Consider the following 22304-nt stretch of genomic DNA (forward strand, 5'->3'; position numbering starts at 1 on the left):
AGGGGAACCGTGGCTGCCAGTGGCGGAAAGGGATCTTTCATGACCGAGACAGCGCTAGCACCGGGCGGACGGGCTGCAACGGAAACAAACAACGGCAGCCAGAGCCAGGCTTCTGAAGCGGAAACCCGCTTTGCCGAAGCCGCGCTGGAGGCTCACAAGCGGCGCGGGCTGCAGCTGGCGGTGCGGGCGCGCTGGATCGCGATGCCGGTCATCGGCGTGTTCATCATCTTTCTCAACCCGGCCTGGGAGATGGTCTATTACCACGGCATCCTTGCCCTGTTATGCCTCAACGGCTGGTTCATCAGCCGGGCGGGCAAGGTCGGGCGCTCCAAGCTGGAACTGTTCCTGATCTTCCTAGATCTACTGATCATGACCTTCGGGATGGTTGTGCCGAACCCGTTTGGCAGCCACGATATGCCGGTAGCGATGCAGTACCGCTTCGACAATTTTCAGTACTTCTTTGTCATCCTTGCGGCCGGCACCATGGCCTATTCCTGGCGCACGGTGATTGCGATTGGAACCTGGGGGGCAACCATGTGGCTGGGCGGGCTGGCGCTGGCTTGGTGGTTCTCCAGCCCGTTCCCCGGGCTTAGCGAAGCGGCGGACAACGCCTTTGCTTTTGATGCGCAGCTGGCGGAGTTCTTTGATCCTAATGATTTCGGTGTCCAGCTCCGGGTACAGGAGGCGGTGGTCTTTGTCCTGGTGGCGGTGACCCTTGGGTTTTCGGTGCGCCGCTTCAACGGGCTGCTGAGGAGCAACGCCAGCCTGGAGCGGGAGCGGGCCAACCTGTCGCGCTATTTTTCTCCCAACGTGGTGGACCAGCTGTCGCAGAATGACGAGCCGCTGAAGCAGGTGCGCAGCGAGAACGTGGCGGTTCTGTTTATCGATATCGTCGGCTTTACCCGGCTGTCGGCCGAGCAGGACCCGCATGACGTCATTGATCTGCTGCGCGAGTTCCACGGCCGGATGGAGCGCGAGGTGTTCCGCCATCACGGCACGCTGGATAAGTACCTGGGCGACGGGCTGATGGCGACCTTTGGCACGCCTGTGGCTGGCGAGCAGGACGCCACTAACGCGCTGGCCTGCGCCCAGGCGATGCAAGCCTCGCTGGCTAAATGGAACACGGAACGCGCCCGCCGCGGCCTGCCGGAGATCCGCGCCGGGATCGGCATCCACTATGGCGAGGCGCTGCTGGGAGACATTGGCGCCAACCGGCTGGAATATGCTGTGCTGGGCATGGCGGTGAACATTGCTTCACGGCTGGAGAAGCTGACCCGCCCGCTGCAGACCCGCATCGCCGTCAGCGAAGCTTTGGCTGACCAGGTGCGTGCTGAACGCGCTGGCACGGATCTGCTGGAAGGCGCGGCCCGGCAACCGGGTCAGGAGGTGCGCGGGCTGGATACGCCGATGACGGTTCTTACCTGGGGTTAAGGGTCAGCGCGGCTGCGGGTTCAGCGCCTTGTTGTAGGGGTGCCAGTCGGTGATTTCCGGGTAATAGGCCTGCCGCCAGCGCCGCACCCGCGGGTTCATCACCCGGCGCCACAAGGGCGGGATCATCGCGGCAACTGTCATCACCGGATAGCCGTAGGGAAGCTGTGGCGCGTCCGCCTCGGTATAGTTCTGCAGCAGCGGAAAGCGGCGGTTGGGCTTGTAGTGGTGGTCCGAGTGGCGCTGCAGGTTGATCAGCAGCCAGTTCGACGCCTTATGCGCCGCGTTCCACGAATGGCGCGGCTGCACCGGCTCATACTTGCCGTCGCCCAGATGTTTGCGGGTCAGCCCGTAGTGTTCCACATAATTGACCAGCTCCAGCTGCCAGATGGCGACGCCGGCCTGCACCAGGAACAGCAGCACGCCCGTCACGCCGCCCAGCAGCAGTGCCAGCAGCAGCATGGCGCCTTGCAGCGCCCAATAGCGGAAAAACGGGTTCGACAGATCCGTCCATGGGCGGTTTTTCTTGGCCAGCTTCTCTTTCTCCGCCCGGAAGGCAGAGTGCCAGCATTGCCGCAGCACCCGCGGGTAGAAGCGGTGGAAGCCCTCGTTATAGCGCGCAGTCACCGGGTCGCGCGGGGTGCCGACATAGCGGTGATGCACCAGCAGGTGTTCAGAGCGGAAGTGCGAATAAAGCACCATGGCCAGCAGAATATCCCCCAGCCAGCGCTCAACCCGGCTGGATTGGTGCATCAGCTCATGGCTGTAGTTGATGCCTACGGCACCGGTGATGACGCCGACACCAAAGAACACGGCGAACTTCTCAAAGCCGTTCAGGTGGTCTGCGCCGCTTACGTACCAGATCAGGACAAACAGCGTCACGAACTGCAGCGGCACCCAGGCAGCGGTCAGCAGCTTGTACCATTTAAGGACGCTGTCAGGGGTTTCGGGGTCGGCATTTTCCAGGTTGAGACCGAACATCCCGTCCAGCACGGCAAACAGATGCCAGGTTACCAGCGGCGGCAGGATCAGGGCCCAGCCGCCCTGCAGCGCAGCGATCCACGCCAGCGGCAGCAGCAGGAAGGACATCCAGAACGGCAGGGCGCTTTGCCAGCGGGCAAGGGTTTCGGGGGCAATCATGCCTGTGTCTCCCAAATCAGTCAGCGCGCGTTTGCGCCGACCCTATGCCCTAACGCTTAAAAACCCAATAGGAGCACGGGGGCAGTCAGCTGCCTTTGTGAAGATCGAAAGCCTTGCGCATCACAGTGGGCAGGCTGGAGGGCTGGAAGCTGTGGCGCGGGATCAGCTCCTGATCTTCAGTCGGGTTGAAACCCGCAGGCAGTTCTGCCGTCGTCACCTGCAGAATGAGGTGGAAATGGGTGAAGGTATGGCGGACTTCGCCGCCCAGATCCTGCCAGTCGGCCTCAAACGGCGGGTTCGGGGCCGGGTCGTCATTCCACTCCGAACCGGGCCAGCCGAGCATGCCGCCCAAGAGGCCCTTGTCCGGGCGGCGCTCCAGCAGCCAGGTCTCATCCGCCGATTTTGCCAGGTAAACGATGCCGTACCGCGTCGGCTTTGGTTTTTTGGGCGTCTTCTTGGGCAATTCTGCAGCTGTTCCTGCAACACGCGCCGCGCAAGGGGCGCGCCAGGGGCAAATGCCGCAGGCCGGGTTGCGGGGGGTGCAGATGGTGGCGCCCAGGTCCATCACTGCCTGAGCGTAGTCGCCGGGACGCTGTGCCGGGGTCAGCTCGGCTGCGCGGTCCTTGAGGACAGGTTTCACGCCGGGTAGCGGTTCGTGGATGTCGTGGATTCGCGACATGACCCGTTCGACATTTCCGTCGAGTACGGTTTCCGGCCGGTCGAAGGCGATGGAGGAAATGGCGGCGGCAGTATAGGGGCCGATGCCGGGCAGTTTCAGAAGGCCGTCATAGGTATCCGGGAAGCTGCCGCCGAAGTCTTCGGCAACAACGCGCGCGCATTTCAGCAGGTTGCGGGCGCGGGCGTAGTAGCCAAGTCCGGCCCATTCGCTCATCACGTCGGCGTCTTCCGCCGCCGCCAGGTCCAGCACCGTTGGCCAGCGGCTGGTGAAGCGCAGGAAATACTCCTTGACGGCGGCCACCGTGGTCTGCTGCAGCATCACCTCGCTGAGCCAGACCTTATAGGGATCGGGGCGCGCGCCGGCCGTGCGCTCCGCCGGGCCGATCCGCCAGGGCATCGCACGGGCATGCACGTCGTACCAGGCAAGCAGGTCTCCGCTCATCGCGGCGGAATCGCTGTTCAAGTCACGCATTCGTTATTCCTTGGCTTGCGGTTAGGCTGGCGCCTGTACCCGGGCTCTTTACAATAGGGTACGCAGTCGAGCAAAAGCTAGATCATGGCATTCAGGCGAAGCACCACACGCGGGTTTTCCCGGACCTCCAAGCTCCTCAGCGAGCAGATCCGCAAGGCGGGGGAAAGCCGGGGATTCGCGGTATCGCGCCTGCTCACCCATTGGGAAGAGATCGCCGGGCCGGATATCGCCGCAATGGCGCGGCCGGTGAACGTGGGTTACGGGCGCGGTTCCTTTGGCGCTACGCTGACGGTGCTGACGACCGGGGCCAATGCGCCAATGCTCGAAATGCAAAAGGAACGCCTGCGCGAGCGGGTAAATGCGGTCTATGGCTTCAATGCCATCTCCAAGGTGCGGATCACGCAAACGGCACCGACGGGATTTTCCGGCGGCCGCGTGGAATTCAAGTATGCCCCCAAAGTGCAAGCTCCGCTTCAGCCAGACCCGCAGGATGCTGCGGAGGCCAGCAAGGCAGCACAAGGGGTGGAAAACGACGATTTGCGCGCCGCCCTGGAGCGTCTGGGGCGCAATGTGCTGACAAAACAGAAAACGCAAGGAAAGGGGTTCAAATGACCCGTCTCATGTCTGGTGTCTTTGCCGCGGTTGCGGTTGTTGCGGGCGGTTATGCCCTCTCAGGCTTCAACAGCCAGAGCAATCTGCCGCAGAACCCGCTGGTCGGCGCCGCCTTTGCGCAGGAAGCCGAAGTGGACACCTCCACCATCACCGAGATGACCCTGGGGGCCGAGGATGCGCCGGTCACACTGATCGAATACGCTTCCTACACCTGCCCGCATTGCGCCAACTTCCACAACAACACCTTCAAGCAGTTGAAGGAAGATTACATCGACACCGGCAAGGTGAAGTTCATCTACCGCGAGGTCTATTTCGACCGTTACGGCCTGTGGGCGTCGATGATCGCGCGCTGCGGCGGCACCGATAAGTTCTTTGGCATTTCCGACTTGATCTACAAGGGCCAGTCGGATTGGGCGCGGGCTGGCGATGCCTCCGCAATTGTCGACGAGCTGCGTAAGATCGGCCGCCTGGCCGGCATCGAGAACGAGCAGCTGGAAGCCTGCCTGCAGGACGGCACCAAGGCGCAGACCCTGGTGACCTGGTATCAGGAAAACGCCACCGAGCACGGCATCGAGGCAACCCCGTCCTTCATCCTGAACGGCGAGAAGGTTTCCAACCAGTCTTACGCGGACTTCAAAAAGCTGCTGGACGCTGAACTGGAAGGCTGAGCAGATTTAACCGTCAAACGAAGAGCCCGGGTCGAATGCCCGGGCTCTTTTTTGTTTTGCACATCAAATGCCAAGCAGAATCACGGCGCAGGCGCGGTTTTCTTCAGCAGATCTTTCAAGGCCTCATCTCTGGCGATCTGCAATCTTACTGGCAGGGTGATCACCTTGGGGCGGAAGCTGTCTGGCAGGCGGACGGCATCTTTTTCGGTGGTGACCAGCTGCGCGTTCAGAAGTTTGGCTTCGTTTTCCAGCCGGTTCAGCAACGCGCTGGTCAGCGGCTGATGATCGTCCAAGGCCTCGGCCCGGGCAATGTCGGCGCCAAGGCCGCGAAGGGTGTTGAAGAACTTCTGCGGGTGGCCGATGCCTGCAAAGGCCAGCACCCGGGTGCCGTTCCAGGGCATGCCGGTCTGCAGCGGTTCCAGCACGCCGGTGAAATGGGGCAGGCCTTGCAGCTGGCTTCCCCAAGCCGATGTAAAGGCGTTCTGCGCGGGCTCAGGCCCCAGCGACAGCACAGCATCGGCGCGCTTCAGTCCGGTTGCAACGGGTTCCCGTAAGGGGCCGGCGGGCAGGCAGCGGCCATTGCCGAAACCGTGCAGTGCATCCACCACGATCAGCGACAGGTCCTTGGCTACTGCGGGGTTCTGGAAACCATCGTCCAGCACAATCACCGTGGCCCCGTCTGCGGCTGCAGCGCGGGCGCCTGCTGCGCGGTCCTTGGCTACCCAGACTTCGGCAAAGGCGGCCAAAAGCAGCGGCTCGTCGCCGGTCTGCGCAGCCTTGTGCTGCCCGGGAATGACCTGAACCGGCCCTTCCAGCGTGCCGCCGTAACCGCGGGTCACCACATGCGGTTCATGGCCGAGGTTGCGCAGGGTTTCCAGCAGCCAAATCACGGTGGGTGTCTTGCCGGTGCCGCCTGCATTCAGGTTGCCCACGCAAATTACCGGCACCCCGGGCTTTGCGGGATTACCCTTGGCCAGCCGCGATGCAGTGGCTCGTCCGTAGGCCCAGCCCAGCGGCGCCAGCAAAGCCGCCCGCAGATCAAAGGAGCCGGGCGGCTTGTGCCAGAAATCAGGAGCCCGCATGTGTGTCCTCGCGCTGATCCAGAAGGGTTTGGACCTTTTCCAACAGAGTATCGGCAGTAGCAGCGCTTTCGGTGACGCTCTGCCAGCCGGCCAGGGCCATCTCGGCGGCCTTGTCGGGAGCGGAAAGAGCAACGACGGCGTCGGCCATGTCGGCTTGCGTGCGTACCGGCTGAGCGGCGCCGGCATTGGTCAGCCGCTCATACAGCTCGCGGTGGGCATGGATGCCGGGCCCGTGCAGCAGGGCAGAGCCGAGCGCGGCAGCATCCAGCGGCGATTGCCCCTGGGAGGCCGGATCCAGACTGCTGGCCAGCAGCGCCACGGGCGAAAGCCGGTACCAGAGGCCGAGGTCTTCGCCGCCAGTTAGCAGCACCTGTGTCAGATCCTCGGGCTCATCGCCGTTTTCCCAGTCGGCAAAGGGCAGGCCGCTCTCCTGCAGCAAATTGGCGGCAGCGTCCAGGTCCTTGGGATCATCCAGGGCAATCACCAGGAGCAGCCGGTGCAGAAGCCGCAAGGCGGTCCGGTGCGTCTCCAGGATTTCCGGCAGCTCGCTGAGTTTGGCATGGGCCGCCAGCCAGACCGGGCGGCTGCCCAGAGACTGCTGCATTGCCGCCAGTTCATCGTCATTGCAGCCGGGCGGAATGGCAGAGACCCGCAGCTTGCCGGCCAGTTCGACCCGCTCGGCCGGGAACCCTGCCCGGACCAGTCTCGCCTGCACCGCCTTGGACGGGGTGAGAATGCAAGTCAGCCCGTCCAGCAGGCGCCTTCGCTGGTCGGGCAGCCAGCGGCTGGCGCGGTTCGGAACTTCATTCTCCAGCAGGTCGGCCAGCAGCACGCCGGTTTTCCGGTCGCGCAGCTGCTTCAGCATCACCCGGCGTGAGGGTGTGCCGGTCCAGATGCAGGCATCAGGCTGCCAGTGATCCAGGAATGCGCGGGCTTCGCTTGCGGTGTCTTCGGCCAGCGGGCCAATAGGAATATCACAGCCCACTGTGCCGGTCAGCCGCAGCCCGGGTTCCCAGCTGGCCAGCACCGAGAGATCCGGGCGCAGGCTTTTCAGGCGGCGGCCGATGTCGCAGAGCGCCAGATAGCGTTCAGGCGTGGTCGCGTGCACCCACAGCAGCTCGCCCTTGGGGCGGGGCTGCAGCACGGAGGAGCGGCTGGGAGCTGTGGGTCGCCGTTGCATCTGGTTCGATCTGAATTTTCCGGCCCAAGGTATCTGCAACATGCGGGTTTGTCTGTGAAAACTTTACGTCTGACTGGAGCCGGGCTTAAGGCCGGGCGCATTCAATGTCCAGCGATGCCGGGGCTGTCCGGGTCCAGCCTTGCCATCAGAGCCTGGTGCAAGGTGCTGTTGCCTGCAACCACACCGTTCAGCCGCGGATGGGGATTGTTGAAGCGCAAGAGGCTGGCGGTCCGGTCAGTGATGGCGCCGCCTGCCTCGCGGATCAGCAGATCGCCAGCTGCAATGTCCCACTCCCAGCTGGGACGCAGGGTCAGCATGGCGCCGAAGCGGCCGTCCGCGACCTTGGCCAGGCGGTAGGCCAGCGACGGCCGGTAGCTGCGGATGAACTCCGGCGGGGTGCCGTTCAGCCAGTGATGGGCCTGCAGGTTGGGTTTGGCTGCCAGCACCTCGGCGCTTGCCAGTTCGGTGTCCGTGGACACATGAATAGGCGTGCCGTTGCAGGCAGCGCCCCGGCCCTTGGCAGCGGTATACATCAGCTCGCGCTGCGGAAGGTAGATCACTGCAGCCGTCACCTCGCCCTGTTCCGCGACGGCAAAGGAATGTGCCCAGGTGCGGGAGCCTTCGGCAAAGCTGCGGGTGCCGTCGATCGGGTCGATGATAAACACGCGCTCGCAGGACAGCCGCGCCTCGCTGTCTTCGGTTTCCTCAGACAGCCAGCCGTATCCAGGCCGCGCCTTGGGCAGCATGTCTTCCAGCATGGCATTCACGGCTAGGTCCGCTTCGGTCACCGGACCGGCACCGCCGGGCTTGTCCCAGCGTTTGGCCTCGGGCCCGGTGTAGCGGCAAGCGATGTCTCCGGCCAGTTCCGCCGCTTTCACAAGCAGGGAAAGGTCAGTTGCCGGCAAGGGTCATCCCTTCGACCAGCAGCGACGGAACCACAGTGGACAGATGCGTGCGGGCGTCATTGGCTGGCACAATCCGGCGCAGCATTTCGCGCAGGTTGCCCGCGATGGTGCATTCGTTGACTGGATAGGCGATCTCGCCGTTTTCCACCCAGAAACCCGAGGCGCCGCGGGAATAATCTCCGGTGTTCGGGTTGATGGTGGAGCCGATCATCGAGGTGACCAAGAGGCCGGTGCCCATTTGCGCAATCAAGTCCTCGCGGCTGGCCCCGCCCTGGGTCAGCGCGATGTTCCAGGTTGAGGGCGAGGGCACCCCGCCGATGCCGCGGGCGGCGTTGCCGGTGCTTTCCAGCCCCAGCTTGCGGGCGGATGCCAGGTCTAGCGTCCAGCCGGTCAGCACGCCGTTGTCCACCACGGTGCGCTTGCGGGTCGCCAGGCCTTCACCGTCAAACGGGCGCGAGCCGGAAATGCGCGGGCGGTGCGGGTCCTCAATCACCGAAAGCGTTTCGGGCAGCACTTTCTGGCCCAGCGAATCCTTCAGCCAGGAGGAGCCGCGTGCAATTGCGGCGCCATTGGCCGCTGACAGCAGATGGCCGATCAGCGACGAGGAAATGCGTTCGTCGAACAGCACCGGGAAGCTGCCGGTCTTGGGCTTGCGAGCCCCGAGCCGCGCCACCGCGCGCTCGCCTGCGGTGCGGCCAATGTCCTGAGCACTGCGCAGGTCGGCCTGGAACGTGCGCGAGTCGCCGTCGTGGTCGCGTTCCATGCCGGTGCCGGTGCCTGCGATTCCGGTGGCCGACAGCGACCGGCCGGTCCGCTGGTAGCCGCCGGAGAATCCGTTGGTGGCGGCCAGATGCACTATATGGCGTCCGTAGCCGGCGCCTGCGGACTGCACCTGGGTGATGCCGTCGATCTCCTGGCAAGCAGCCTCGGCCGCCAGAGCATCTGCCTGCAGTGCCGCCGGTTCCGGCTCGCCGCTGGGGTCCTCCAGCTCCAGCGAAGCCAAGTCCCAACCCTGGGCCAGCTGCGATGGATCGGCAAGGCCGGTATAAGGGTCTTCGGGCGCTTCCTTGGCCATCGCAACGGCGCGTTCGGCCATTGCTGCGATTGTCTCCGGACGCATGTCTGAGGAAGACACCAGCGCTTGCCGTTTGCCCACAAACACCCGCAGGCCCAGATCGGTGCCCTCGGACCGCTCCGCATGCTCCAGCTTGCCCTCGCGCACTTCGATGCTGAGGGAACTGCCCTCGGCAGCCATGGCATCGGCGGCATCCGCGCCGGCCTTGCGGGCGGCATCAATCAGGGCGTGGCAAAGCGCTTCGGGGGACTGGGTCATGGGCACCTTCTGTTCTGCTCCCTATCAGAGCTATCCAGACAAAGGCCTTGCCGCAAGAGCAGGCCGCAAAAAAGGGGCCGCCTGAAGCAGCCCCTTTGCACAACCTGTCCGGGATTTGATGGTTATTTTATGCGCTGTCCGTTGGCGTGGATCTGGCCATCCTCGGAGATCTCGATTTTCGAGGTCAGCGTGTCTTCGCCTTCGCCCGGCACAGCCAGCATGCCCATCATCATCCGCGCGCCCATGGCGTCGCTGTCGCTCATCAGGCCCATGCCGATCAGTTTGTCGATCAGAGCATTTGCGCCGACCAGCTTGAGGTTGGCCGCGCCCGACGGTGCCGGCATGCCGTCAAAGCTCACCAGGTCTTCGTTGTTGAAGGTGAAATCGCCGGTACCGGTCAGTTCGGCGCCCGCGGCGGAAACCTGCAGCTGCTTGACGGTCAGCGCGTTCAGCTCGCCCGGCTGCTCGTCGCCGGATTCCACTGCGACCATGGCTTCCGGGTCAAACAGATCAAACAGCACCTTGCCCTTGCCAGCCAGGTCCAGGATCACAGTGGCCGGATCATGCGGCAGCTGACCGGTTGGGTCGACCATGCCCCAGAGCATCTCCGGAACCGCAAAGTCGCGCAGGGTGATGCCCAGGGCAAAGTCCTGCTCTTCGTCGGATTTGGCCAGCGGCATCATCAGCTTGAAGCCGGTCTCGGCCATGCTGAGCGCCAGCGGGAAGGGGATTTCGGAGCCGGAAATGGTCACATTGGTGCCGGTCTGCGAGACGTCATAGGTCAGGTTCTGCTTGTTCATCGCAACCGCGATCGAACCGCCCTGCGAGCTGCTTTCCATGGCAAAGTTGTCGCGCCCGTCGACGCCTGAGACCGAACCGTTGCCGCCGGTAAAGGTGAAGGTGCCGTCAAAGGCAAACCCGGCTGCCAGCAGGGCTTGCATGTCCGGGCCTTCCAGGCCGGTCGGCACGGTGCTGGTGCCGCTGAAGCTCAGCCCCTGCAGCGCGCCCTTAAAGGCACCCTTGTCGTCGCTTTCAGGATCGTTGAACCCCATGTCATAGGTCAGGCTGGAGGCCGTCAGCGTCTGGTCATAGCTGCGCGCGTCCGCAATCTTCATATCGGTTTGCGTCGCCACGTCATTCATGACGATCAGAACTTTTGCCACATCCGCAGGGATCGCTTCGCCATCCGCAGTCAGCGCGTCCAGCGTCATGGTCACCTTGGAGGAGCTGTAGCCGTAGGTCATGTTTTCGGCGTCGCCGGAGACAGTCATCGGGCTGCCGTCATGGGCATAGATCAGCTTGCCCGAGAAGCTCTCGCCATCGCCGGAAAAATCAAACCCCATCGGGAATTCCGCAGGCAGCAGCACGTTGACGGTGCCGTCGCCGTTCTCAACAAACTGGATTTCCGGGAAGCTTACGGTGCCGGAGCCGTCTTCCTCGGGGATTGGCATGACCATCGACACATCAGTAACGGTCAGGGTGCTGCCGGATACGGATTCATTGCCGGAAACGGAATAGCCGGTGCTGGTCAGATAGGCTTTCCAGTCGGCCCAAACATCCTGGGCGCTGACGTCGGCCAGGGCGCCTTGGGCGGAAATAACAACAACAGCCGCGGCGGCACCGCCGCGGGCAAGAAATACGGACATAAGAGAACCTTTCCCTGTAAGCGAATTGAATACATGGTCTGCCCCGTGGGCTGTGCCGTCAAGGGGGCCTTGGGCTGGACCGTTCCCCCTAACCGCATTACCACATGGGTTATCAGCCACTTGGAGGCAGCGGGAATGGATTTCAACGGAAAAACAGTTGCAATTACAGGGGCCAGCCGCGGTATCGGCGCCGATGCGGCCCGGGTGTTTGCCGCCGCCGGGGCCAATCTGGCCTTGCTGGCAAGGAGTGCGGAGGCCTTGCAGGCGCTGGCAGAGGAGATCGGCGGAAAAGTGCTGACCTTTGCCTGTGATGTGTCTGACTACGCTGCGGTCGAGGCTGCGCTGGCCAAGGCGCATCAGGAATTCGGCGGCCTGGACATCCTGATCAACAATGCCGGCGTGATTGAACCGATCGCCCGCCTGTCAGAGGCGCAGCCCGATGATTGGGGCAACCTGATCGATATCAACCTCAAGGGCGTGTTCAATGGCATGCGCGCCGCATTGCCTTTGATGAAGCCTGCGGGCGGCGGCACCATTATCACTGTGAGCTCCGGCGCGGCACACCGGCCGCTGGAGGGGTGGAGCGCCTATTGCTCGTCCAAGGCGGGCGCGGCGATGCTGACTTCTGCCCTGGATCTGGAGGAGCGCGGCAATGGCATCCGCGCCATGGGCCTGTCACCGGGAACCGTGGCCACGCAGATGCAGCGGGAGATCAAGGCCAGCGGCATCAACCCGGTGAGCGAGTTGGAATGGGAAGACCATATCCCCGCCGAATGGCCGGCGCGCGCGCTGATGTGGATGTGCACCGACGAAGCGGACGATTACGTAGGCCACGAAGTTTCCCTGCGCGAGGACAGCATCCGCCAGCGGGTGGGGCTGGTATGATCGAACTGGAGATCGCAGAAAACGGCCTCTGGACTGTGACCATCAACCGCCCGGACAAGGCCAACTCGCTGACAGAGGCGATGCTGACCGAACTGGCGGAGATTGCCGAGCGCGCCGGGGAGGCCCGTGGGCTGATCCTGACCGGCGCCGGCAAGGTGTTCAGCGCCGGGGCCGACCTGGATGAGGCGCGCGCAGGTCTCGCCATCTCGCCGGTGTGGGAGCGGCTGTCAAATGCCTTAGCCGCGGTGCCCTGCCTGAAGGTGGCAGCACTGAACGGTACCTTGGCAGGCGGCGCCAACGGCATGGCGCTGGCCTGCGACATCCGCATCGCGGTGCCGTCGGCCAAATTCTTCTACCCGGTGATGAAGCTTGGCTTCCTGCCGCAGCCTTCGGACGCCAAACGCATGGCGGCATTGATCGGGCCAGCCCGGACCAAGATGGTCCTGGCGGCAGGCCAGAAGATCACCGCGCAAGAGGCCTATGACTACGGGCTGGTGGACCGGATCGTCGAGCCGGAGGCCTTGGTGGAAACAGCACATGACCTGCTGGCCCATTCGCTGGAGGCCAAGCCGGAAATCGCTGCCGGTATCCTGGAGATGTGCCGGTGAAACGGCTGTCCGGTGTCCGGCTGCAAGTTGAGAACCCCGAGAACCTAGCCCGCTTCTATGCCGATGTGTTTGGCATGAACGTGCAGGCAGAGGGCGGGGCCTGGCGTGCCGGTTACGCGGGGGAGGATGCGGATCTGATCCTGCTGTCTGGCGGCTCGCGGGCCGCGCACTCCCGGAATGAACGTTATTGGAAGATTGGCATCTGCCTGCCCGATCTGGACATTGCCTGCGAACAGCTGCGGCAGAAAGGGGTGGAGGTCTCAGCTCCGCATCAATTCCGCGACATCGGCTATATGGCGCATCTGCACGACCCTGAGGGCTTTGCCATCGAACTGCTGCAGCATGACTTTCTCGGCAACCGGCCCGAGGGCGCCGGCGATGCGTCGCTGCCGCTGGGCGGCGGCGCGCATGTCGGGCAGATTACCCTGCGGACCGGGGATATTGCGGCTGAGTTGGCGGCACATGCGGACATGAAACTGCTGTCGGTGCAGGATGTCTCCGAATTCGGGTTCGATTTGCACTTTCTGGCGTACACAGATGAAGTGCCGCCGGATCCGGATCTGCAGGCCGTCGCAAACCGCGAATGGCTGTGGCGCCGCCCCTATACCACGCTGGAATTCCAGCACATCGCCGGGACTAAGCTGCGGGACAGTCCGGCGTTTCGGGGGTTGGAGATCACCTAGTGCTTGCGCCGTTTGCCAGGCACACGGGAGCGGAACTCCGGCGGTCGTTTCTGCACCCAGGTGATGAACTTGGCCAGCCGCGGATGCGCCCTCAGCGCCTCGGGCGTGCTGTAGTCGCGCGCCAGCTCCGCCTCGGTCAGCGTGGCATGGATCTCGCGGTGGCAGATGTCATGCAGCAGAACCACCGGCCCGCCCTTGCCTCCTTTCAGTTTTGGGATCAGATGGTGCAGGCTTTGCGGGGCGCCCTCAGGAATGGGGCGGCCGCAAAGCGGGCAGACCGGATCAGACATGCACGGGCCTCTTTAGGTTTGGTGCAGTGAATAGACACGCTGGCGGCTGGAGCTGGCAAGGGGATGGCATGGCAGAGGCATGGGATGCAGTGGTGATCGGCGCAGGTCCGGCCGGGCTGATGGCGACCGAGGAGCTGGGCCGCGCTGGGCACCGCGTTCTAGTGCTGGATGCCAAGCCGTCAGTTGCGCGCAAATTCCTGATGGCGGGCAAGTCCGGACTGAACCTGACCAAGGATGAGCCGTTTGAACAGCTGATCACGCAGTATGGCGAGGCGGCGGATTGGCTGGCGCCGATGATCCGCGCCTTTGACGCGCAAGCCGTGCAAGACTGGGCGCAGGGGCTGGGTTCTGAGCTGTTCATCGGTTCCACTGGCCGGGTGTTTCCTAAGGCGATGAAAGCGTCGCCGCTGCTGCGCGCCTGGCTGGCGCGGTTGGAAGGATACGGTGCCGAAGTCCGCACCCGCTGGCGCTGGACCGGCTGGGATGATGAGGCGCTGGCTTTTGACACGCCGCAGGGGCTGCAAGGGATTGAGGCCGGGGCGGTAATTCTGGCGCTGGGCGGCGCGAGCTGGGCGCGTTTGGGATCGGACGGGGCCTGGGCACTGCTGTTGCAGGAAAAAGCAGTGCAAACTGAACCATTTAGACCTGCCAATGCGGGGCTTCTGGTGGAGTGGTCCAACCACATGAAGACGCATTTCGGGCAGCCATTGAAGGGCAGTGCACTGCAGGCCGGGAGTCTGTCTTCGCGAGGGGAGGCGGTGATTTCGGAACGCGGCCTGGAAGGAGGAGGAATATACTCGGTATGTGCGGCGGTCCGGGACGGATCGGACCTGAAGATAGATCTGCTGCCGGATCTGGAAGAGGTAGAGCTCATCCGCCGCCTGTCCCGCCCGCGCGGCAAGGCGAGTTTCTCCAACCACCTGCGCAAAGTGCTGAAACTCGGCGCCGCGCGAACCGCGCTGCTTCAGGAGTTTGGTCGCCCCTTGCCGCATGAACCAGAAGCACTGGCTCAGCTAATTAAGGCGCTGCCGGTGAAACACGCAGGTCTGCGCCCGATGGATGAAGCGATTTCCACAGCGGGCGGCGTGTGCCGTAATGCACTGAACAATGGGCTGATGCTGAAGCAGCTCCCCGGCACATTCTGCGCCGGTGAGATGCTGGACTGGGAGGCGCCTACGGGAGGCTACCTTCTGACCGCCTGCCTGGCGACCGGGCGCTGGGCCGGGCGGGCGGCTGCGGATTATTTGGCGAGTGCGGCCACCCGCTGAAACGCCTCGCGCGCGCGCATCCGCCTGCCGTAGTCCTGGATTTTCTCGCCCTCGACCGGGAACTTGGCGCTGCGCGCCCAGTTCAGGCAATGGGTGCAGATGATGTCGGCAATGGTGAATTCCTCGCCCATCAGGAAGGGGCCGGCCATTTTGCCTTCCAGCCGTGCCAGGTTATGGGCAAACTCCCACTTCAGGCTGCCTTTCACCTCTGGCACCCGCTGGTCCTCGGGCAGGATGAAGCTGTGACGGGCGGCGGCCCAGAGGACGGCGTCGACCTCGTCCAGCAGCAGATGGGTCATCGCGTCCTGCTTGGCGCGGGCCACAGTGCCGGCGGGGGCCGTCAGCGCTCCGTGTTTGTCGGCCAGATAGGTGAGGATGGCGGTCGAATCGGTGATGGTTTCGCCTTCGGCCTGCAGCACCGGCACCTTGCCCGAGACATTCAGCGCCTGGACTTCCGGGCTGCGGGGGCCGTGCTGGAGCAGCTCATAAGGTTCGCCAAGCTCTTCAAGCGCCCAAAGCACCCTGAAGGTGCGGGTGAGCGGGATGCCGGTGACCGTATACATCGTTTCTCTCCTGTTGTGTGCAGCTAAGATGGGCCGCTCAGGGGAGGGGATCAAGGCGGGGAACGCGGGGTCAGCGGGCGCGGCTCAGCATCGCGAGACGGATCAGGGCGCGCTCCATCAGCGCCAGCGCGGGCGCAGTCTGTCCGGCCGAGCGCAGGGCCAGGTCGGTGTCGGTGATGATCGTCAGCGCGGTTTCCAGCCGGTTAGCACCCCAGTTCTGCGCCTGCCGCAGCATCCGGTCCCGGCGTTTGCCGTAAAGCGGAGGGCGCAGCTGGCCGATGCCTTGCGCCGGGCCGCCGGGGGCGGCAGCGATGGTGTAAAGGGTGCGGAAATGCCGGGTAGCACCGATGCACAGCGTCACCGCATTGGTACCCTGCGCCTGCAAACGCCGGATCAGCGGACCGATCTCGGCGCTGCGGCCTTCGGCCACCACGTTCAGCACGTCATCCAGTGCGGCCTCGGTCGATTGCGGGGCAACGGCGCCGATGTCGTCCAGCGCCAGCGGGCTGCTGTCGCCGTGCTTATACAGCGCCAGCTTTTCGATCATCCGGGAGAAGTCCCCGGGGCCGATGTCATTGGCGATATCAGTCAGCGCTGACATGCTGTCGCCGGGGACGTCGCGGATGCCGGCCTCGCCCAGGATGCGTTCGATCTCGGCACGCGAGGGCGGGTCGTCATAGATCCCGACCGCATAGGCATTGTTGTGGCCTTCAAAGGCCTTGCGCAGTTTCGAAGAGGCTTTGAGCTGGCCTGCCGTGACCACGATTTGCGCATCGCCAGGCTGCCATTCTTCCAGCGCCGCGGAGATGGCCGGGGTGGCAGTATCATTGGCGCCTTCGACAAAGACCGCGCGGACACCAGGGAAGAAGCCCACAGCCTTCACGGCGTCCAGCAGCTGCGCTGGGTCCTTGCGCAGATCGCCGCCAGGCATCCGGCTAAGACGCATTTCCTCTTCAGCGCCGGGGCCGAGCAGGGCAGCCAGCACCTGCTGCCGCTTCAGCGACACCCGCATAGCGTCGGCGCCATAGATCAGGATGCCGGTCTTGCCCGGGTCGGGCTTGGCAAAATAGCCTTCCGCGTCGCGCGGGGAGAGCTTCATTCGGCCGGTGCGGAGAGATCCGCGGTTGCCAGGATCTGTGCGGTGATCTGATCGGCGAGAATCACCATCAGGCGTTCCCGTGCATCGCGCTCGCCTGCAAGGGTTTCGACGGTGGAGCCGGTGGCGGAGTAGCCGGTGAAATTCTGCACCGTGCCGCTGGAAGCAACCTTGCCATCCGACAGACGGGTCAGGGAGTAATCCGCTGTGCCGATCACCGAATAGCGGGTGATCTCGTTGTCTACGGTGATCGCCTGCCCTTCTTCCTTGGTACGGAGGGACAGGTCGAGCTTGTAGGCGGCGCTGCCGCCGCGGCCCAGGCGCTGCTCCAGGTTCCTCACCAGGAAAAAGGCGTCGGTGCCGCGGGCATTCTTGATCTCTTCCGGGGCTTGCACTTCGATCCGGCCATGCAAGACAGAGCCGGTGCCGCCAGGAGCGTAAACCGGGGTAAAGCCGCAGGCCGCTGCCAGCAGGGGCAGGGCCAGCAGCATGGCTTTGGGGTTAAGCAACGACATTCACAATCCGGCCCGGCACCACGATCACCTTTTTCGGCGCTCCGCCATTCAGCGCCTTTTGCACAGCTTCGTGCGCCAGAGCGAGTTTTTCAACCTCTGCCTTGTCCAGATCCTTGGCGACTTCGATCTCGCCGCGGCGCTTGCCATTGATCTGGATCGGCAGGGTGACGGTGTTTTCGACCAGCATCGCTTCATCCGCAACTGGCCAGGGCGCGGTGGCGACCAGGCCTTCGCCGCCCTGATGGCTCCAGATATCTTCGGCCAGGTGCGGGGTCATCGGCGCCATCAGCTGGGCCAGGGTCATGATCGCCTGTTTCTGCACCTTGGCGCTGGCCTTGGATTTGGCGAGCGTGTTGGTGAAGGCGTAAAGCTTGGCAATTGCCGCATTGAAGCCAAAGGAATCGACACCCAGGGTCACGTCGCGGATGCATTTGTGCATCTCGCGCAGCAGATCCTCGTCGCCCTGGCCTGCCGCTTCCGGATCCATCTCGCCAATCCGGTCGCAGAGGTTCCAGACCCGGGTCAGGTGTTTATAGGCGGCTTCGGCCCCGGCCGCGGTCCATTCCACATCGCGCTCGGGCGGCGAATCGGACAGAACGAACCAGCGCGCGGTGTCGGCGCCGAAGGACGAGATGATGTGCAGCGGGTCCACCACGTTGTTCTTGGACTTGGACATCTTGGCCGACGGGATGATCTCCACCTCGGTGCCGTCCTTCAGGAAGCCCTTGCCGTCGCGCAGCTCCACTTCCTCGGGGTAGTGGTAGACCGGGCGGTGGTTGTCGCCGGTGGTCTTGTAGATCGCATGGGTCACCATGCCTTGCGTGAACAGTGCGTCGAAGGGTTCTGCCGATTTCTGGGGCAGGTGGCCGCAGATCTGCATCGCGCGGGCAAAGAAGCGCGAATAGAGCAGGTGCAGAATCGCATGTTCGATGCCGCCGATATACTGGTCGACGTTCATCCAGTATTCGGCCTCGGCCATGTTGGTCGGGGTTTCGGCGCGCGGGGCGGTGAATCGGGCAAAGTACCAGGACGAATCGACGAAGGTGTCCATGGTGTCGGTTTCGCGCTGCGCAGGCTTGCCGCAAGACGGGCAGGCGCAGTTGCGCCAGCTCGGGTGGCGGTCGAGCGGGTTGCCTGGCACCGAGAAGTCGATGGCTTTGCCATCTTCATCATAGGGCAGGGCGATCGGCAGGTTCTCTTTCTTCTCCGGCACCACGCCGCAGTCTTCGCAGTGGACCACGGGAATCGGGCAGCCCCAGTAGCGCTGGCGGGAAAGCCCCCAGTCGCGCAGGCGGTATTTGGTGACGCCCTGGCCCCAGCCTGCCGTTTCCGCAAAATCGACAGTGGCGTTGATGGCTTCCTCGCCGGTGGCTTCGGTCAGCCCGGCAAAGTGATCGACCCAGCGCACTTTCTCGGTCTTCGGCGGCACAAAGGCTTCGTTTGCCACCGGAGAATCATTGTCCAGCGCAAAGAAGGTGTCGATCACCGGCAGGCTGTACTTGCGACAGAAGTCGAGGTCGCGCTGGTCGTGCGCCGGGCAGGCAAAAATCGCGCCGGTGCCGTAGTCCATCAGGATGAAGTTGGCGATCCAGACCGGCAGCTCCCATTCCGGGTTCAGCGGGTGTTTCACCCGGATGCCGGTGTCATAGCCCAGCTTTTCGGCAGTTTCGATGGCTTCCTCGGTGGTGCCGCCCTTGCGGCATTCGGCAACAAACGCCGCAACCTCTTCCGATTCGGCCTCCAGCGCCTTGGCAATCGGGTGGTCGGGCGAAATGCCGACAAAAGATGCGCCCATCAGCGTGTCGGGGCGGGTGGTGTAGACCTCAATCGCCTCGCCGCCATCGGTGCGTTCAAACGAGAACTGCAGCCCGCGCGACTTGCCGATCCAGTTTTCCTGCATCAGGCGGACCTTGGCGGGCCAGTTCTCCAGGGTGTCCAGGGCCGACAGCAGCTCCTCGGACATATCCGAGATCTTGAAGAACCATTGCGTCAGCTCGCGCCGCTCGACCAGCGCGCCGGAGCGCCAGCCGCGGCCGTTTTCGACCTGCTCGTTGGCCAGCACGGTCATGTCGACCGGGTCCCAGTTCACCACCGCGTTCTTACGGTAGACCAGGCCCTTTTCCAGGAAGTCGAGGAACAGCGCCTGCTGCTGGCCGTAATACTCCGGGTCGCAGGTGGCGAACATGCGGGACCAGTCCAGCGACAGGCCCAGCGGCTTCATCTGCTCGACCATGGTGTCGATGTTCGAATAGGTCCAGTCCTTCGGGTGCCCGCCCGAAGCCATAGCGGCGTTTTCCGCGGGCATGCCGAAGGCGTCAAAACCCATTGGGTGCAACACGTTATGGCCCGTGGACAGCTTGTAGCGCGCGATCACGTCGCCCATAGTGTAGTTGCGCACATGGCCCATGTGCAGCTTGCCTGACGGGTAAGGGAACATCTCCAGCACATAGTATTTCGGCTTGTCGCCAGTGCGCTTGGCCTGGAAAATCCCGGCTTTATCCCAGGCTTCCTGCCATTTTGCTTCGATTTCCGTGGCGGAGTAACGCGACATCAGAGCGGTCCTTTGCATGAAAACGCCGGGCTATGGGCCCGGCGCTTCTGATAATGGGGTTTTGCTGGTGTTTCCAGAGGGCAGCAGGTCAGAAGCCTTTATCCGCGATGCGCAGTTGCCGGGCACGGGAGAGAATCGCATCCTCGACCGCGCGGGTGGTGCTGCTGCCGACCGGTCCGCCCTTGGATTGCAGCGCAACATTCAATGAACGCGCATCCAATGCCGGATCCTTGATGTGAATCGTGGCCCGGTAAGAGCGGCCGCCGCCCGGGGGCGTTCCATAGCCGGTGACAATCACCCCGGTGAAAGGGTCAACGGATTGCACTGGAAGAAAACTCAGAACGTCCAGACTGGCTGACCACAGATACCGGTTTACCTGAACAGTCTGATCCGGCTTGGCATTCAGAAAGTCAAAGACCGAGGACTTGGTCGCGGCGCCTTGAATCTCTTCTTTATGACTGATTGTGCGCGCTGTGCTGGCAGGCGCTTTGCCGTCCCGCCTGCTGCTGCCGCAAGCTGCAAGGCTGAGGCAGATCGCGCCGATCAAAGTTACCCGCAGGGTCTTTCCGTAATTCATAACCGCTCCCGGAGCCATTTCTGGGCGAACACCTACCGCAAGCCGCGCCGGCGGAGCAAGGGCTTTGGCCCTTATACTCCTGTCCTAAAGGGCGTTTCCTCTAAAATGGGCCGGCAGCCGGCGCTGCATCAAGCTGAGTCTTGGGGGCAGAGCGCGCAGACTGTGGCAAAGCTGCACCATCCCGTGGCGCATCGTTTCGCCTGACTTTCCCAAGCCTTGCCAAAACGGGGGCGAAAGAGCGAAACCCCTTGGCATACCCACGCCGGATTCCCCGGTTTGGGCTAGGATTAGAAAACCGAGGGAAAAACTATGAAAAAGGTTCTCTTCGCGACCACCGCGCTGATCGCCACCGCAGGCATGGCCGCGGCAGAAGGCGTCAACATCTCCGGCTACGGCCGTTTTGGTCTGGACTGGAACGAAGCCAATGACGTTGCCGGTAACCTGGACAACACTTCGTCAACCAACATCACCAGCCGTTTCCGTCTGACCTTCGACGTGTCGACCGAAACCGATGGTGGCGTGACCGTTGGTGGCCGCATCCGCGCTCAGGCAGAAAACCGTGACGGCGCTCAGGGCGCAGCCACTTTCTCCAGCCCGCAGTTCCACGTCGCTTACGGCGGCCTGCGTGTGAACGTTGGCAACATCTGGGGCGCGATCGACTCCGCACCGGGCCTGTACCTGAACACCACTTCGGTTGGCACCGGCATCGACGGCATGGGCTTCAACTCCCTGGCCATCAAAGGCGCTGGCTTTGACACCTTCACCTCCGCTGGCGTTGGCCGCGGCGGCATCGAAGCCATCTACTCCGCTGGCGGCTTCACCGGCCACATCTCCTACTCGCAGCAGAACGGCACTGCCGGCACCTCCACCGACGCAAACGGTGAAGAGCGTACCGCAATCATGCTGAACTACTCCTTCGGTGACTACTTCGTAACCGGTGCATATCAGTCCTCCAGCAATGGTGCGACCGGCGTAACCACCGGCGGTGCCACCGTTGATCTGAATGACGATCTGATGTTCTTCGCTGCTGGCGCAGACTTCGGTCAGTTCGGCGCAACCCTGCAGTACGCTCAGACCGAGCAAGCAGACGGCGTGACCCTGGTAGGTGAAGCCGAAATCGGCGCAGCTTCGACCATCGTTGCGTGGGTGAGCAACACCGACTCCAATAACATTGACACCGACCCGGTGACCGCTGGCATTCAGGACGGTGTGACCGACGGCACCGCCTTCGGCATCAACTACGAGTACGACCTGGGTGGTGGTGTGACCTTCGTTGCTGGCCTCGTTGACAACGGTGCTGACGACGATTCCAACTCCGTTCAGGCAGGTCTGCACTTCAGCTTCTAAGCTGAAGCACGCCTAGCGTGAATTCGGGGCGGGTTCCTTCGGGGCCCGCCCTTTTCTTTTGTGGCTTAACATTTGCCGGTAAACAGTGTTTTTTGCGGCCAAACAGAGATGAGGCCGTACCCCATGCCGCTTGCAGAGATTACATCCCGGATTGCCAAGGCTGAACAGAATGCAGGCCGCGCAGTCGGCAGTGTGCAACTGATTGCCGTGTCCAAGGTGCAGCCGAACGAGCGGATCGAGGCAGTGCTGCAGCAAGGCCACCGCTGCTTTGGCGAGAACAAGGTGCAGGAAGCGGCTGGCAAATGGCCGGGGTTTTCAGAGCAGTTCGAGGGAGTCGACCTCCACTTGATCGGCCCCTTGCAGACCAACAAGGCACGCCAGGCGATGGAGCTGTTTGACAGCATCCATTCGGTTGACCGGCCTAAGCTGGCCAAAACGCTGGCGCGGCTGGCGCAGGAATTGGGCAAGTGCCCGGAGCTGTTTGTCCAGGTGAACACCGGCGAGGAAGAGCAGAAGGCAGGCGTATTGCCGGCGGATGCGGATGCGTTCATTGCCGAATGCCGCGGCTTGGATCTCCCGGTCAAAGGACTGATGTGCATCCCGCCAGTGGAAGAGGAGGCCAGCCTGCATTTTGCACTGCTGGCCAAGATCGCAGAACGCAACGGGCTGCAAGGCCTGTCGATGGGCATGAGCGGCGATTTCGAGAAGGCGATTGCGCTGGGTGCCACCCATGTACGGATCGGCTCCGCAATTTTTGGCGCCCGGACCTATTGAAGC

Annotated in this window: 22 protein-coding genes; 9 read left to right on the top strand and 13 right to left on the bottom strand. The window is 63.3% G+C overall.

The window, feature by feature from the left end:
• The first annotated feature begins 39 nt into the window (after positions 1-39).
• Entirely contained in the window at positions 40-1431 is a 1392-nt protein-coding gene (locus RA19_RS15410) for an adenylate/guanylate cyclase domain-containing protein (RefSeq protein ID WP_039164158.1), read from the top strand.
• A 3-nt stretch (positions 1432-1434) separates the two neighbouring features.
• Here the strand turns inward: RA19_RS15410 and RA19_RS15415 are convergent, their stop codons facing one another.
• Together RA19_RS15415 and mutY are read right to left on the bottom strand one after the other, a co-directional pair.
• Entirely contained in the window at positions 1435-2568 is a 1134-nt protein-coding gene (locus tag RA19_RS15415) for an alkane 1-monooxygenase (protein ID WP_039164160.1), read from the bottom strand.
• Between the two features lie 85 nt (positions 2569-2653).
• A complete protein-coding gene (gene mutY, locus RA19_RS15420; RefSeq protein WP_039164162.1) occupies positions 2654-3718 on the bottom strand; it encodes an A/G-specific adenine glycosylase in 1065 nt (354 codons plus the stop codon).
• Between the two features lie 84 nt (positions 3719-3802).
• Here mutY and RA19_RS15425 point away from each other — a divergent pair, with 84 nt between their 5' ends.
• Positions 3803-4330, top strand: coding sequence for a DUF721 domain-containing protein (locus tag RA19_RS15425; RefSeq protein WP_039164163.1), 528 nt, complete (start codon positions 3803-3805; stop codon positions 4328-4330).
• Positions 4327-4998, top strand: coding sequence for a DsbA family protein (locus RA19_RS15430; RefSeq protein ID WP_039164164.1), 672 nt, complete (start codon positions 4327-4329; stop codon positions 4996-4998). The genes RA19_RS15425 and RA19_RS15430 overlap by 4 nt, the downstream gene beginning before the upstream one ends.
• 80 nt (positions 4999-5078) lie before the next feature.
• Here the strand turns inward: RA19_RS15430 and lpxK are convergent, their stop codons facing one another.
• The 5 genes from lpxK to RA19_RS15455 form a co-directional block, all read right to left on the bottom strand.
• Positions 5079-6080, bottom strand: coding sequence for a tetraacyldisaccharide 4'-kinase (lpxK, locus tag RA19_RS15435; protein ID WP_039164166.1), 1002 nt, complete (start codon positions 6078-6080; stop codon positions 5079-5081).
• On the bottom strand, positions 6067-7260 hold the full coding sequence (locus RA19_RS15440) for a 3-deoxy-D-manno-octulosonic acid transferase (RefSeq protein ID WP_039164168.1): 1194 nt from the start codon (positions 7258-7260) through the stop codon (positions 6067-6069). The genes lpxK and RA19_RS15440 overlap by 14 nt, the downstream gene beginning before the upstream one ends.
• Before the next feature lie 101 nt (positions 7261-7361).
• Positions 7362-8165 carry an inositol monophosphatase family protein gene (locus RA19_RS15445; RefSeq protein WP_039164170.1) on the bottom strand — a complete coding sequence of 268 codons (804 nt, stop codon included), beginning with the start codon at positions 8163-8165 and terminating at the stop codon, positions 7362-7364.
• Positions 8152-9498, bottom strand: a complete 1347-nt coding sequence (locus RA19_RS15450; RefSeq protein ID WP_039164173.1) for a TldD/PmbA family protein — start codon at positions 9496-9498, stop codon at positions 8152-8154. Before RA19_RS15450 ends, RA19_RS15445 begins: the two co-directional genes overlap by 14 nt.
• 122 nt (positions 9499-9620) lie before the next feature.
• A complete protein-coding gene (locus RA19_RS15455; protein WP_039164175.1) occupies positions 9621-11144 on the bottom strand; it encodes a DUF2125 domain-containing protein in 1524 nt (507 codons plus the stop codon).
• Positions 11145-11279: 135 nt separating this feature from the next.
• Between RA19_RS15455 and RA19_RS15460 the strand changes: the two genes are divergently transcribed.
• Genes RA19_RS15460 through RA19_RS15470 form a run of 3 tightly spaced genes read left to right on the top strand, consistent with a single transcriptional unit; the run spans position 11280 to position 13320 of the window.
• On the top strand, positions 11280-12029 hold the full coding sequence (locus RA19_RS15460; protein ID WP_039164177.1) for an SDR family oxidoreductase: 750 nt from the start codon (positions 11280-11282) through the stop codon (positions 12027-12029).
• The gene (locus tag RA19_RS15465; protein WP_039164179.1) at positions 12026-12637 is read left to right on the top strand and encodes an enoyl-CoA hydratase/isomerase family protein; all 612 of its coding nucleotides are present in this window, start codon (positions 12026-12028) and stop codon (positions 12635-12637) included. Before RA19_RS15460 ends, RA19_RS15465 begins: the two co-directional genes overlap by 4 nt.
• Positions 12634-13320, top strand: coding sequence for a VOC family protein (locus tag RA19_RS15470; protein WP_039164391.1), 687 nt, complete (start codon positions 12634-12636; stop codon positions 13318-13320). Before RA19_RS15465 ends, RA19_RS15470 begins: the two co-directional genes overlap by 4 nt.
• On the opposite strand, the gene RA19_RS15475 is transcribed toward RA19_RS15470, so the two are convergent.
• Positions 13317-13610: a hypothetical protein gene (locus RA19_RS15475; protein ID WP_039164181.1), complete on the bottom strand. Its 294-nt coding sequence runs from the start codon at positions 13608-13610 to the stop codon at positions 13317-13319. The two genes, RA19_RS15470 and RA19_RS15475, sit on opposite strands and share 4 nt — an antisense overlap.
• A 68-nt stretch (positions 13611-13678) precedes the next feature.
• On the opposite strand from RA19_RS15475, the gene RA19_RS15480 reads away from it, so the two are divergent.
• The gene (locus tag RA19_RS15480) at positions 13679-14878 is read left to right on the top strand and encodes a TIGR03862 family flavoprotein (RefSeq protein ID WP_039164183.1); all 1200 of its coding nucleotides are present in this window, start codon (positions 13679-13681) and stop codon (positions 14876-14878) included.
• Here the strand turns inward: RA19_RS15480 and RA19_RS15485 are convergent.
• The 5 genes from RA19_RS15485 to RA19_RS15505 form a co-directional block, all read right to left on the bottom strand.
• Positions 14851-15441, bottom strand: a complete 591-nt coding sequence (locus tag RA19_RS15485; RefSeq protein ID WP_039164185.1) for a glutathione S-transferase family protein — start codon at positions 15439-15441, stop codon at positions 14851-14853. The genes RA19_RS15480 and RA19_RS15485 overlap by 28 nt on opposite strands.
• Before the next feature lie 70 nt (positions 15442-15511).
• The gene (holA, locus tag RA19_RS15490) at positions 15512-16540 is read right to left on the bottom strand and encodes a DNA polymerase III subunit delta (RefSeq protein WP_039164187.1); all 1029 of its coding nucleotides are present in this window, start codon (positions 16538-16540) and stop codon (positions 15512-15514) included.
• Positions 16537-17052, bottom strand: a complete 516-nt coding sequence (gene lptE, locus RA19_RS15495; RefSeq protein ID WP_039164188.1) for an LPS assembly lipoprotein LptE — start codon at positions 17050-17052, stop codon at positions 16537-16539. Before lptE ends, holA begins: the two co-directional genes overlap by 4 nt.
• Positions 17039-19603, bottom strand: coding sequence for a leucine--tRNA ligase (leuS, locus tag RA19_RS15500; protein WP_039164189.1), 2565 nt, complete (start codon positions 19601-19603; stop codon positions 17039-17041). Before leuS ends, lptE begins: the two co-directional genes overlap by 14 nt.
• Positions 19604-19691: 88 nt before the next feature.
• Positions 19692-20180, bottom strand: a complete 489-nt coding sequence (locus tag RA19_RS15505; RefSeq protein ID WP_039164191.1) for a DUF3576 domain-containing protein — start codon at positions 20178-20180, stop codon at positions 19692-19694.
• Positions 20181-20489: 309 nt separating this feature from the next.
• Here RA19_RS15505 and RA19_RS15510 point away from each other — a divergent pair, with 309 nt between their 5' ends.
• Together RA19_RS15510 and RA19_RS15515 are read left to right on the top strand one after the other, a co-directional pair.
• Entirely contained in the window at positions 20490-21527 is a 1038-nt protein-coding gene (locus RA19_RS15510) for a porin (protein ID WP_039164193.1), read from the top strand.
• Between the two features lie 123 nt (positions 21528-21650).
• Positions 21651-22301 carry a YggS family pyridoxal phosphate-dependent enzyme gene (locus tag RA19_RS15515; protein WP_039164196.1) on the top strand — a complete coding sequence of 217 codons (651 nt, stop codon included), beginning with the start codon at positions 21651-21653 and terminating at the stop codon, positions 22299-22301.
• Positions 22302-22304: the final 3 nt, after the last annotated feature.

The organism is Leisingera sp. ANG-M1 (assembly GCF_000813745.1).
Classification (GTDB): domain Bacteria; phylum Pseudomonadota; class Alphaproteobacteria; order Rhodobacterales; family Rhodobacteraceae; genus Leisingera.